Below are 12,970 nucleotides of genomic sequence, written 5' to 3'. Positions count from 1 at the left end.
TCATGAAGCCGGGCGCTATCCTGGCTTCCAACACCTCGACGCTGGACCTGGACCGCATCGCCGGCTTCACCAAGCGGCCTCTGGATGTGATCGGCCTGCATTTCTTCAGCCCGGCCAATGTGATGCGCCTGCTGGAGATCGTGCGCGGCGCTGCGACCGGACGGGATGTGCTCGCCACGGCGATGGCCTTGTCCAAGAAAATCAAAAAAGTCGGTGTGGTGTCCGGTGTGTGCGACGGCTTCATCGGCAACCGCATGATCGAGCAATACAGCCGCCAGGCTGGTTTCCTGCTGGAAGAGGGCGCGCTGCCGGAGCAGGTTGATCGTGCCGTCGAGAAATTCGGCTTTGCCATGGGGCCGTTCCGGATGGGCGACCTGGCCGGCAATGATATCGGCTGGTATATCCGCAAACGCCGCTACGTCGAAAAGCCGGACGTGAGCTATTCCAAAACTGCCGACCTGCTATGTGAAATGGGCCGCTATGGCCAGAAGACCGGCGCTGGCTGGTACGACTACAAGGCGGGCGAGCGCAAGCCGATTCCCTCGCAGGTGGTCAATGACATGATCGTCAGGCATTCGGCCGACATCGGCGTGGCGCGGCGCAAGATCAGCGACCAGGAAATCGTCGAGCGGCTGGTGTTTGCACTGGTCAATGAAGGCGCGCAAATATTGGAAGATGGCATCGCCTTGCGCGCGTCCGACATCGACATGGTCTACCTGACCGGCTATGGATTCCCGGTATTCCGCGGCGGTCCGATGTTCTACGCCGACACGGTGGGCCTGCCCAACGTGGTGATGGCGATGGCGCAGTATGCGAAAGGCCGCCATGGCGATTTCTGGACGCCTTCACCGCGACTGGCGCGCCTTGCTGCCGAGGGCAAGACATTCAATTGACCTGCTTGCGCCTGGCTGGTTTTCGGAACTGCGCTTCCGTCTGGCAACCAGGCTGTGCCCGCGATCAAGTCCTTGCAGCGCGCCGCCGGCCAGCCTGCCATGCAGCGAGGCCGGCGCTCTTGTCGCTACCAGTAGTTTTCCGTGACGAAATGCCCCGGCGACGCGCGCCGCAGAGGCTGCATGCCGCGGGCATGCAGTTGCGCCCGCATTTCTTCAATCATTGCCGGATTTCCGCATAGCATCACTCTTGCATTCACCGGCGCGACCGTCTCGCCTGCCGCCTCTTCCAGTTGACCGTTCGCCATTAGCGTCGTGATCCGCCCTCGCATGACGCCTGCCGGCAATGCGGCCAGGTCATCGTCGCGGGTCACGTTTTGCAATAGCCGGAACTGACCATCGGATCTTTGCTGCATGGCGTGCAATTCTTCGCTGTAGGACAGTTCATCCGCATGGCGGGCGCCGTGCACCAGCACGATGTGCCGGAACTGTGCCCACACGGCCTTGTCGCGCAGGATCGATACAAACGGGCCGAGCCCGGTGCCGGTAGCCAGCATCCACAGGCTCGCACCATCCTTGAACCGGTCAGCGGTCATGAATCCGAACAGGTGCTTGTCCAGATGGATCGTATCGCCCGGCCTGATGCGCTTGAGCTCGCTGGTGAACAGTCCGCCCGGCACGATGACGCCGTAGTACTCAAGCAGATCCTGGCCGGGTGCGGAAACGACCGAATAAGCGCGCCAGACCATCTGCCCGCTTTCAGCCGGCAGGCCCAGGCGCGAGTATTGCCCCGGAACAAAGCGGTAATCCGGCGGGCGCGTGAGCGTGAAGCTGAGCAGGGTCTCGGTCCAGAAGCGGACATCCAGTACGCGCTGTGGCGTCGATTTATCAGTTAAGGTCATTGCAGTTTCCATTTCGCCTGCTTACAGGATACGGCACAGCGAGCTGATTGCAGGATGCGGCACTTTTCTACGCATTTGACACCCAAATGAAAACATCATCAACGAGGCCATCAACACCATGAGCGAAATCGTCCTGCTGGAAAAAATACATCCGACTGCCGTTGCCTATTTCGAGCAGCATGGCTTCGACCGGATCCGGCAGTTCCCGCGCGCACTGTCCGGCCAGGAATTGCTTGATGCGCTTGGTGAAGCCGATGCCGTGGGCATTCGTTCCAACACGCACCTGGGCGCCGAGGTACTGCAACACCTGCCGCGCCTGCGCACGATAGGCTGTTTTTGCATCGGCACCAACCAGGTCGACCTGGTGGCGGCAGCGCAGGCCGGCATACCGGTGTTCAATGCACCGTATTCCAATACCCGTTCCGTTGCTGAACTGGTCATCGCACAGGCAATCCTGCTGCTGCGGCGGATACCGGAAAAAAACGCCAAGGCGCACCGCGGCATCTGGGACAAGAGCGCACTGGGCGCCTTTGAAACACGCAACAAGACGCTGGGCATCATCGGCTACGGCAACATCGGCGCCCAGGTCGGGATACTGGCCGAAAGTGTCGGCATGCAGGTGCGCTATTACGATCCCGAAAGCAAGCTGCCATTGGGCAACGCCAGGCCGCTGCCCTTGCAGCAAGTGCTGGAACAGGCCGATGTGGTGACCCTGCATGTACCCGGCGGGCCGGGCACGGTGAACCTGATGAACCGCGAACGGCTGGCAATGATGAAGCCCAATTCGGTACTGATCAATGCGTCCCGCGGCGGCGTGGTGGAGATCGATGCGCTCGACGCTGCCTTGCGCGACGGGCGGCTGGCGGGCGCGGCGCTGGATGTGTTTCCGCACGAGCCGCGCAGCGAAAAGGAGGAATTCATTTCGCCGCTGCGTGGCCATGACAACGTGATCCTGACGCCGCACATCGGCGGCAGTACCGAAGAAGCGCAGGCGAATATCGGACAGGAAGTGGCCGAAAAGCTGGTGCGCTTCCTGACTGCCGGCACGACACGCTCGGCGGTCAACTTCCCCGAGATTGCCCACCAGGCCAAGGAAGTCGTCAGCCGCATACTGAATGTGCACAAGAACGAGCCGGGCGTCATCGCGCGGATGAATGTGGAATATGCCAGCATGGGGCTCAACATCGTGGCCCAGCACTTGCAGACCAAGGGCGCGATCGGCTACGCCATTACCGATGTCGACGAACCGGTGCCGCCGGAATTGATGCGCAAGCTGTGCGCCGCGCCTGCCGTGATCCGCTGCCAGCTGCTCTGAGCAACAGGCAGCGCTTGCGATCTCGCGGCTAGCGCTTGCTGGTGACGACCCGGGCGTTGCCGCTGTACCCGACCGTATGCAGCGAAACCGGACGCCGCCAGACGCGCGCGATATATTCCAGTACGCGTTCGGCGCGTCCGACATCGAGCCCGCGGCCGTCGCTGCGGAAGTCATGCACCAGCTCCAGGCTGCCGTCCACATGCAATTCGGAGGCGGCAATGCGCGGTGCGCCATAGTTGAATTTTGGCGCGAGTATCGATTCGCGCACGGCATGGATGTCGCGATTGGCGATCTTGATGCCGCCATCGTCCTGCGTCTCATAGACAAACAGCTCCAGCTTTTCGGCCAGCTCGGGCGTCAGGTAATTGCGGATGAAGCCAAAATCGTCTTCCTCGCGCATGATCTGGCGTGCGGCATCGATGCCCCGCTTTTCGATCAGGTCTTCCCAGATCGAAAATCCCAGGTGATAGGGGTTCACGGCCAGCGCCAGTTGATTGTCCGCGGCGTATGGGCGTACCACGTCGGAGTGCGCCTTGATGGCGGACAGGTACAGGTCCTGCGGCAGGAAATCCGCCTCGCGCAACAGGCGGGCATGCCAGTAGGATGCCCAGCCCTCGTTCATGATCTGGCAGGCGAACACCGGGTAGAAGTAGTACGACTCTTCACGCACGGCCAGGAAAATGTCGCGCTCCCAGCCTTCCAGGTCCGGCGCGTAATTCGCAATGAACCAGAGCAGGTCGTACTCCGGCTGTGGCGGCACTGATGCCTTGCGGGCCTGCTTTTCTGCCAGCGGCGGCGCGGCTTCGCCGGGCAGCGCATTGAAGCGGCGGCTGAAGGCGCCTTCCAGCTTTTGCGGCGCCGGTATTCTTTCGGTGGAATAGGGCGCGCGGTGCAATTCCTGGTTGACGTCGATATGCGGCTCCAGCGCCAGCGCGGCATCGAGTATCGCTTCAACCCGCTCCTGGCCATGTTCCTCCAGCGCGGCGTCGATCTGGTGCGCGCGCGCGGCCGATTGCTCGAGTATGTGTCCGCCCGCCATTTGCATGAAGTGGGCAAACAGGTGGTTGTTCTTTGAAAAATCGGCATGGCCAAGTACATGCGCGACCACCAGGGTGTTCTCCGGCAGGGTCTTGTTGTTGACCAGGTAGGCATGGCAGGGGTCGCCCGGGAACATCACCTCGAAGATGCGCGAGTGCCCCATGCCCTGGCGGATCAGTTGGTGGATGTAGCGGATGCCGAATGACCAGTGCGGCATGCGCACCGGCAAGCCGTACACCGCGATCTCCATCATGAAATTATTCGGAACCAGTTCAAAATCGACCGGGTAGTAGTCCAGCCCCAGTCGGGTGGCGAGCTCCTCCATGCGTTGTGAATAGTCTTGCAGACGCTCATCTTTCACGCTTGCTGCATGCATTACGCCACCTCGCCCTGTTGCACGTGCTGAACGAAAAATTTTCGGATCGCATTCCATACGTCGTCCGGCCGCGACAGCACGCAGGTGCCGACCGGCGCGCCCTGGCGCTCAAGCTCGCCGGCGATCATTTTCATCTCGGTATCCGTGGAACGGGGCGAGCCGGGAACGGTTTCGACATAGCCGATGTAATTGAGCAGCGTCGACAGCCTGGTCAGCCCTTCGGTGGCGGCCACCCGGTCCTCGGTGAAATTCTCGCCGTCGGACGCGTAAAAAAGATAGCCGTTGTATTGCGACGGGTCGTATTCGCTTTCGATCATCTGCAAGGCCAGGTTGAAAGCAGTCGACGCACCGGTGCCGCCAGTACCGGTGACCTGGAAGAACTCGTGCTCATTGAATTCCCAGGCCTGGGTGGTGTGGGCGATGAAGCGGGTCTCCACCTTGCCATAGCGCCGGCGGATGCCTTGCAGCACGAAAAAAAAGAAGGTCTTGGCCAGCTTGCGTTCAGCGTCGGTCATGCTGGCCGAGACATCGAGCGCGAACAGCACCACTGCATTGGTTGCCGGCTTCTTGCGTTGTACCAATTGCCGAAAGCGTAAATCTTCATTGGTGAACGGCACCGGGTTTTGCTGGATCGCGCGCCGTTTTACTGCTTCCTTGACCGTGCGGCGGCGATCGAGCCGTGCCCGCGCGCCGTGCTTGTCCCATCCCTCGCGCACGAAGTCTTCATCTTCAACCACGGTATTGCGCTTGGGCTGGAGGTCGGGCAGCTTGAGCTCCTCCCACAGCCAGTCGACGATATCGTCCACCTTCAGTTCGAGCATCAGCCGCACTTCGCCTTCGTTGTTGCCCCCCTGGCCCTCTTCATCGCCGGGGCCGCCCTGGCCTGGCCGCAACACGTCACCGGGCTTGCCCTGTCCTTGTCCGGTATCCATCTGATGATGCGCCTGCGAATCCGCCAGCCGGAAGCGGGCATGCTCCAGCATGCGCACCGGAACGCCAACGGTCTTGTCGTTGGAGCCGGTAATCAGGTCCGAGCCTGCAATCAAGTCGGGCAAGTTTTGCTGGACACTCTCCCGCACTTTCTGGTTATGACGCAGCCAGTCGCGGGCACCCCTGGAGAACAGGTCATACCACGGCGTTTCGGTCGACATCGTCATGTGGATTGCCATCTGCTTACCTCTCTTCTCTGATTCTGATTGCACTGGCTTGCTCACCGAACGATGAACAGGCGCACCAACAGGAAACCAGGCGGCAACCGGTCATTGACGATGGGTCACGCAATAAGCTCCTTGTAGCCGCCGGTAATTAGACCTGATGCAGGACACATCGTTTTGCATCGGTGCCTCTTTACTCCTGGGCAAGCAGTGTCGTAACGTAGTTGAGCGCTTCGCGTGCGCTATGCTGGTCATAGCCGTATTCATCCACCAGGCGCCGCTCGACCACGGAAATTTTTTGTCGCACCTCTTCGTCCGGCCGGCTGCTCGAACTGACCAGCCGCAGCACTTCCCGCCGCTGCTCGAACAGATATTGCTGGACGCCGTCATGCAATTGCGCGTGACTGTCCAGCGTGAATTTCTCGCCGCGCTTGAAAGCGCCCATCGCCTTGCGCACGACTTCCTGCCGGAACGATTGTTTTCCGGAGTCGGAAATATGGATTTTTTCCTCTACCGAGCGCAGGAAACGTTCATCTGGCTTGCGCTCCTCGTTGGTGATCGGATCCTTGACTTGCCGGTTGTCGAGCGTGGCTTCGACCTCGTCGAGATACTTGTCCAGCAAGTCCTGGGCTTCCAGCTCGAATGATACGAACAGCGCCTTGTGCACGTCTTCCTTGACCCAGCGGTTGTAGAAGTGCTTGCGCGACAGCACCAGGTAATCGACCCATTTGCGCTTTTTCTTGGGATCGATGCGGGCATCGCTGTCAATGGCGTCCTTGAGCGCCAGTAGTACGTCCATCGTGGTCAAGCTGTACTTGTCGGACTGGATGATCGCGTTCGAAAGTGCATTGATGACGAAGCGCGGCGATACGCCGCCCAGTCCTTCATCCGGCATTTTTTGCCGGGCCCGCTCGGATTCGGATCGGTTCACGCCCTCCACGTCCTCGCCGGCGTGCAGCCGGACCCGCTTGCCGAGTTCCTGCTCTTTTTCCTCGCCTTCATGCAGGCGCGTAAGGATCGCGAATACGGCGGCTGCATGCAGCACGTGCGGATCGAGGTGAACTTCACGGAAAGCGGGTGCGGCCGACGAAATCAGCTTTTTGTAAATCCGCGCCTCATCTTTGTAATTGAGCGTGTATGGCACCTGGATGATGACCATGCGGTCGAGCAGCGCCTCGTTCTCGCTCTCCTGCAGGAACTTGCGGAATTCCGCCAGGTTTGTGTGCGCCAGGATGGTCTCGTCGAGATAGATCAGCGGGAAGCGCGAGACCTTGACATTCTTTTCCTGCGTCAGCGTCAGCAGCAGGTACAGGAACTCGCGCTTGACCTTCAGGATCTCGATCATTTCCAGCATGCCGCGGCTGGCGGCATAGACGGCGCCGGACCAGGACCAGGCGCGCGGATCGCCTTCGTCGCCGAATTCCGCGACCTTGGACAGATCGACCGATCCCACCAGGTCAGCCAGGTCGGCCGTGGTGGGGTCGTGCGGCGCGTAGGTGCCGATGCCGATGCGCCCGGCTTCGGAAATGAAGATGCGTTCGACCGGCATGCGCAGGAAGTCACCCTTGTACTGGTCCTCCAGCCGCGCGCGGCAATGCGGGCACACTTCACCGGAAATATCCACGCCATAGGTTTCGCGAAAGCTTGCGCGCAATGAATGCGGCACCAGGTGCAAGGGCGATTCATGCACGGGGCAGCCCTGCACCCCGTACAGGGCGCCGGCGTTCGTGTGGCTGTACTCCTCCAGCCCGCGCTTGAGCAGGATCACCAGGCTGGATTTGCCGCCCGAAGGCGGACCAAGCAACAGCAGCAGGCGCCGTCCGACTTCCGATCCGGCGGCGGCCGCCTTGAAGTAATCCACCACGCGCTCGATCGATTCATCCACGCCGAAAAGATCTTCGGCGAACAGTTGCTTGGTGACATTGCCGTTGGCATCCTCGGCGCGCGTCCAGCGGATCATGTCCCACATGTATTGATGCGAGGTGCGCGCGATTGCTTTCGGGTCGGCAGGCAATACGGTTTCGAGGAATTGGGACAGCGAGCCAGACCAGCTTGCCGCCCGGTGATCCCTGGTGAAGGCCACCAGTCGCTCCATCAGCGCGCCTTGTCGATCCTGGTTGCTGGCGTTATCTGGCATGGTCATTACGTCTCCCGTTGGTTGTTTCAGTTGGGATGTCACATCTTGCGCTCCTGCCTTACGCTAATGCCGTTACAGGCGGCAAATCCTGAGATGTATCAATTGCCGTTGGCCTATAACGCAAGTTCAGGCGCACACAAATAAGTAGACAAAAAGCGCGCCTGTGAAATCCCTGTGTCCTGGCATAGCAAGATGTGTGCGCGCGCAGTCTTGCAGCCGGGATGAATGCGGGAAACTGTTGTCACCGCGCATGCTTTTTCATGACGCGCTGATGAGCGGATTCGAGCGGATTCAGGGGCAAATAACAATGCCGCACGGAAATGTTGTGGGCAATGTGCGGCGGCCTCATCCCCCAGTGGCATCCGGAACAAACGCACTGAATTTGTTACATATGGCCGTTATTCGCTCTCACGGGCGCTTAGCGATCTCCCGGCGCTGATTGATGCTGTGGAGTTTTCAACGCTCATCCAAACAGGGGGAAGCAGCATGAAAGTCGCAGAGATCAAGTCCTTGTTCAAGCCATTGAAGAAATCCCTGGCTGGCACAAGCAAACGCAAACCAGACTTGCCTGTCAAAACAGGCGCCGCAACCGCCTTGAAAGCGAGGGACTTGAAAGAGGGCCTGTCGCATCCCCGACAAAGTTCTCCTGCAAAAAGCAGTGGATCAGTCCTGGAGCGACGCTTCGTCAACAAGGAGGGACTCTGGCAAAATGACCGCGAGTCAATGCTGTCGGCGATCAGTGCCCAATTCGCCAGGCATGGCGCCAAGGATGCGCTGCCCGTCAACGTCAATGGGCGCAGCATGATGTTGTCGGGCTCCATGGTCCTTGAACAATTGCAACTGTTCGTGTCGACAAGCCCGGCATCAGGCCCGGCGCCGTCCTCGCTCCCGCCCCTGATGCACGCCTCGCTCCAGCTTTGGCAAGATGCCAGCCGCGCTGCCACAGATGGGAAACGCCAGCCGCCGTTCATGCGTGAGCTCAATGACAAGGTCGACGATGGCATCAAGGCGGCGGGAAAGTATCCGCTGAACATCATTCCCAGCAAGGTCGGGAAAATTGCAGCCAAGCCGATAATGGCCGACACGGAACCGGTGGCGGTACCAGTGCCACCTCCACCACGAGCCTTGGCTCGCCGCTTCGAAAGAACCGCGGAAGGTGCGAGGAGAAAGGCCGATGTCCAGCATGGCAAGCCGCTCCAGGTAAAGACCAGGCAAGCAGAGCCCCAACAGGAACCCCTGCCATTTCACCCAAGCTTGTTGAAACTGGGCGCCATGATTGACATGCGCCAGGCACCGGATGACATCACACTTTTATCCCTGGTCCGCGGCGCGCAGGATGACAAGGCGATTGCCGCAGTGCCAGTAGAGGGCGAGAGATTGCTCTTGATGAAAGTCTCAAGGGAGCCGCAGTTCGAAGAGGGAATCAAGCTTGCCGCAAGGAAAATCAATGAGCATCCGAGCCTGGCAGGAAAGTGCGCCACCGACTGCGTTTCCGTCAGGGATTTACGCGCTCTGCTGGAAGCACATCTATAAGCCGGAAAATGCTCTGACGCTATCCTGATGACCGCATTTCCTTAATGCGTTCTGGCATTCTTTGGAAACTGAATACCCGGCTATGCCGGGTATTTTTTTGTCCTTCTTCCCGGGAACATTGGCGGGGCCGCTCGCTCTAAACGTGGTCTGTCCAGACATTCCCAACGCAAATAATGCGCGGGAGAAACAAATGATGTTTCGTGTACGCACCACTCTCGTCTACAACAGAAAAGAATCTACTAGTGCAAAAACCACGAGTCCTCATCGTCAACGACCACCACGCAAGCCTGCTTGCCTTGCAGAGCCTGCTTGAGCGATCGGCTGCCATACATGGCTATGAGATCGTCACTGCGCCCAGCGGTGAACAGGCATTGCGCGCAGTATTGAATGCGCAGCAGCAACAATTCGCCGTGATCCTGCTCGACGTCAATATGCCGGATATGGATGGATTTGAAGTAGCGGAAACCATTCATGCCCATCCCCGCGCCGTTTCGGTGCCGATCATTTTCGTGACAGCGCATTACGCTGATGAAATGCATCGGCTCAAGGGCTATCAGAAGGGCGCCGTCGATTATTTATTTACGCCGGTGATCCCGCAAATCCTGCGCAACAAGATCCTGGTATTCGTCGAGCTGGCAAAGAAAACCCTCCAGCTCCAAAAGCAGACGCGTGAACTCGCCGAACTTAACCGCGACCTCCAGTTGCAGCAGATGAACGACCTGCGGCGGATCAACGCGGCACTGGAAGCCGAAGTGATCGAACGCAGGCAGGCGGAGGCGCGGGCCCATGGCCTGGCCACCAAGGATGCATTGACCGGTTTGCTGAACCGGCGCTCGCTGACGGAAGCGCTGGAGCATGCAATCGGACGCAGCGCCCGCCAGGGAAAGAGCCTGGCAGTGCTGTTCCTGGACATGGACCGGTTCAAGGCCGTCAACGATACGCTGGGACATGACGTCGGCGATGCACTGCTGATCGAAGTGGCTGGACGCGTCAGCCATGCTGTGCGCGAAACCGATGTGCTGGCCCGGCTCGGCGGCGACGAGTTCGTGGTGCTGATGGAGGCCTTGCCCACCTATTCGGATGCGGCAGCGCTGGCCCAGAAGATCGTCCAGGCGACCAGTACCCCATTCAATATCAACGGGCACTGCCTGCGGGCGTCGATCAGTATCGGGATCAGCCTGTTTCCGCAGGATGGCTCTACCGCGCACGCGCTGATGAAGCATGCCGACCTTGCCATGTATCACGCCAAGCAACGTCGGCGTGGCAGCGTCGAGTTTTTCCATGAAGAGCTCAACCAAAGGCTGCATGACCGGCTCACGCTGGAGCATGAATTGCAGGAAGCGCTTGAAAACCAGGAATTCGAGCTGCATTACCAGCCCAAGGTCGATATCGGCACCGGCAGGGTGGCGGGTGTGGAGGCCTTGCTGCGCTGGCGCCATCCGCGCATGGGCCTGATTACCGGCGCCCAATTCCTCGGCGCGGCCGCCGACAGTGGCCACCTGGTGGCAATCGGTGAATGGGTCATGTCGGCCGCTTGCGCACAGGCGCGCGAGTGGCTGGACGCCAATCATGGCCGGATCAGGCTGCCCATTGCAGTCAATGTGGCGATTCCGCAGATACATGCCGAGCTGCCCGGCACCATCCGTGAAAACCTGCGCCGGCACGGCATCCCGGCAGCATGCCTGCAACTGGAAATCACCGAATCGCTATTGATCCGTGACCTGGAAAAAGCGACTGCCGTACTGCGGGAAATCAGCGAGGCCGGCATCACGATTGCCATCGACGATTTCGGCACCGGCTATTCGTCCTTGTCGGTGCTCAAGGCATTGCCGATCGATATCCTGAAAATTGACCAGTCCTTCGTGCGCGACCTGGGCAAGACCGGGAGCGACACGGCAATCGTTGCCGCGATCGTCAATATGGCCCGTGCGCTGGCACTGCGTATCGTCGCCGAAGGGGTCGAGACGCAGGAACAGCTCAATATATTAAGGGCGCTTGGCTGCGACGAATACCAGGGCTACCTGCATAGCCGGGCCATGCCGCCGCAAAACCTCACCAGCGGGATCTTGCAAATTGCCAGTGCCTGATCCGATCCGGCCGCCGCGCCGGGCCGATAGTACCGATGCAGGCAACACCACCAATACGACAGACAGGAGGGCGCAATCAAGAACATCGCCTGTCAAACCACGATGAAGACAAACCACGATGAAGACGATGACCTCTTGTTGCACACGCTCGAAGCGCTGTGCAGAGGGGATTTTTCAGTAAGGATGCCGGCCGGCACGTGCGGCAGGGATGGAAAAATTGCGGCCTTGCTCAACCAGATCATCGAAAAGCAGGCCAGGATCGCCGGCGAGATCAGCGATGTGGCGCGCATCGTTGGCCATGAAGGGCAACTGGCCCACCGTGCCAGCCTGCCCGACGCAACAGGCGGCTGGAACAGCACCATACATGGCGTCAATGCACTGATCGATGACCTGGTCCGGCCGACACGGGAAATGTCGCGGGTGATCGATGCGGTCGCGCGCGGCGACATGAGCGGGCAGATTACCGTCGACGCCCGCGGCGAGATACTGCAACTCAAGAACACCATCAACACGATGGTGGTGCAGCTGCGCTCGTTCGCATCCGAGGTGACGCGGGTGGCGCGCGAGGTCGGCACCGAAGGCAAGCTCGGCGGCCAGGCGCGGGTGGAGGGCGTGGCTGGCACCTGGCGCGACCTGACCGAGAATGTCAATCAACTGGCCGCCAACCTGACCGGCCAGGTGCGCGCGATTGCCGATGTCGCCACCGCCGTCACGCGCGGCGACCTGTCGCAATCGATCCGGGTCGAGGCCAGGGGCGAAGTCTCCTTGCTCAAGGACCGCATCAACGAGATGATCCGTAACCTGAAGGAAACCACCCAGAAGAATGCAGAGCAGGATTGGCTCAAGGGCAACCTGGCGCGCATCACGCGCCTGCTCCAGGGGCAGCGCGATCTCAGGGCCGTTACCTCGATGATCCTGTCAGAACTGGCGCCACTGGTTTCGGCGCATCACGGCGTGTTTTACATGGCCGATCCGGACGGCTTGCAAAATGGCCTGCGGATGGTGGCAAGCTATGGCTACCGGGCACGGCGCGGCCTGCCCACTGTCTTCTTGCCGGGCGAAGGCCTGGTCGGTCAGTGCGCAATCGAAAAGCAGCGAATCTGGCTGACCAAGGTGCCGCGCGACTACATCCTGGTATCGTCCGGACTGGGCGCTGCGCCACCGGCCAATATCGTCGTGTTGCCGATCCTGTTCGGGCAACAGGTGAAGGCGGTGCTGGAAATTGCGTCGCTGGATTGCTTTACCCCTATCCAGATGTCGTTCTTTGACCAACTGATGGAATCGGTTGGCGTGGTCTTGAACACGATCGAAGCCAATAGCCGTACCGAAACCCTGTTGACGCAATCGCAGTCGCTGGCGCAGGAACTGCAGCAGACCAACCTCGAACTGGCGGAAAAGGCAAGCCTGCTGTCGCGCCAGAACATCGAAGTCGAACGCAAGAATCGCGAGGTGGAACAGGCCAAGCTGGCGCTGGAAGAAAAAGCGACCCAGCTGGCGCTGTCGTCGAGGTACAAGTCCGAGTTCCTGGCCAATATGTC

At 60.0% G+C, this 12,970-nt stretch carries 9 protein-coding genes; 5 read left to right on the top strand and 4 right to left on the bottom strand.

The features are described 5' to 3' along the window. A partial coding sequence (locus Q7T64_RS01680; protein WP_304790110.1) for a 3-hydroxyacyl-CoA dehydrogenase occupies window positions 1–893 on the top strand: 893 nt, incomplete at its 5' end. 125 nt (window positions 894–1,018) lie between these two features. On the opposite strand, the gene Q7T64_RS01675 is transcribed toward Q7T64_RS01680, so the two are convergent. Beyond that, the gene (locus tag Q7T64_RS01675) at window positions 1,019–1,792 is read right to left on the bottom strand and encodes a ferredoxin--NADP reductase (protein ID WP_304790107.1); all 774 of its coding nucleotides are present in this window, start codon (window positions 1,790–1,792) and stop codon (window positions 1,019–1,021) included. A gap of 118 nt (window positions 1,793–1,910) precedes the next feature. On the opposite strand from Q7T64_RS01675, the gene serA reads away from it, so the two are divergent. Continuing rightward, window positions 1,911–3,107: a phosphoglycerate dehydrogenase gene (gene serA, locus Q7T64_RS01670; protein ID WP_304790104.1), complete on the top strand. Its 1,197-nt coding sequence runs from the start codon at window positions 1,911–1,913 to the stop codon at window positions 3,105–3,107. Between the two features lie 28 nt (window positions 3,108–3,135). On the opposite strand, the gene Q7T64_RS01665 is transcribed toward serA, so the two are convergent. The 3 genes from Q7T64_RS01665 to Q7T64_RS01655 all read right to left on the bottom strand — a co-directional run bounded on the left by Q7T64_RS01665 (window position 3,136) and on the right by Q7T64_RS01655 (window position 7,818). Next, window positions 3,136–4,521 (bottom strand): SpoVR family protein, encoded by a 1,386-nt coding sequence (locus Q7T64_RS01665; protein ID WP_304790101.1) that lies wholly within the window; start codon window positions 4,519–4,521, stop codon window positions 3,136–3,138. Continuing rightward, window positions 4,521–5,690, bottom strand: a complete 1,170-nt coding sequence (locus Q7T64_RS01660; protein WP_304790098.1) for a DUF444 family protein — start codon at window positions 5,688–5,690, stop codon at window positions 4,521–4,523. The genes Q7T64_RS01665 and Q7T64_RS01660 overlap by 1 nt, the downstream gene beginning before the upstream one ends. 178 nt (window positions 5,691–5,868) lie before the next feature. Continuing rightward, entirely contained in the window at window positions 5,869–7,818 is a 1,950-nt protein-coding gene (locus Q7T64_RS01655; protein WP_304790093.1) for a serine protein kinase, read from the bottom strand. Window positions 7,819–8,322: 504 nt separating this feature from the next. Here Q7T64_RS01655 and Q7T64_RS01650 point away from each other — a divergent pair. From Q7T64_RS01650 to Q7T64_RS01640, 3 genes are all read left to right on the top strand, one after another. Further along, complete coding sequence (locus Q7T64_RS01650) at window positions 8,323–9,345, top strand: hypothetical protein (RefSeq protein ID WP_304790089.1); 1,023 nt, start codon at window positions 8,323–8,325, stop codon at window positions 9,343–9,345. 242 nt (window positions 9,346–9,587) lie between these two features. Continuing rightward, a complete protein-coding gene (locus Q7T64_RS01645; RefSeq protein ID WP_304790086.1) occupies window positions 9,588–11,432 on the top strand; it encodes an EAL domain-containing protein in 1,845 nt (614 codons plus the stop codon). Window positions 11,433–11,534: 102 nt separating this feature from the next. Then, window positions 11,535–12,970: GAF domain-containing protein (locus Q7T64_RS01640; RefSeq protein ID WP_304790084.1), on the top strand; the 1,436-nt coding region annotated here is incomplete at its 3' end.

This window comes from Lacisediminimonas sp., assembly GCF_030645335.1.
Lineage (GTDB): Bacteria > Pseudomonadota > Gammaproteobacteria > Burkholderiales > Burkholderiaceae_D > Lacisediminimonas.
Note: the sequence above shows the minus strand (reverse complement) of the source record. Positions and strands in the feature narration are given on the sequence as shown.

What these genes read in the sequence shown, in the direction of transcription:
- Q7T64_RS01675 (WP_304790107.1), bottom strand. Translation starts at nt 1,792, where the DNA reads ATGACCTTAACTGATAAATCGACGCCACAGCGCGTACTGGATGTCCGC.
- serA (WP_304790104.1), top strand. Translation starts at nt 1,911, where the DNA reads ATGAGCGAAATCGTCCTGCTGGAAAAAATACATCCGACTGCCGTTGCC.
- Q7T64_RS01665 (WP_304790101.1), bottom strand. Translation starts at nt 4,521, where the DNA reads ATGCATGCAGCAAGCGTGAAAGATGAGCGTCTGCAAGACTATTCACAA.
- Q7T64_RS01660 (WP_304790098.1), bottom strand. Translation starts at nt 5,690, where the DNA reads ATGGCAATCCACATGACGATGTCGACCGAAACGCCGTGGTATGACCTG.
- Q7T64_RS01655 (WP_304790093.1), bottom strand. Translation starts at nt 7,818, where the DNA reads ATGACCATGCCAGATAACGCCAGCAACCAGGATCGACAAGGCGCGCTG.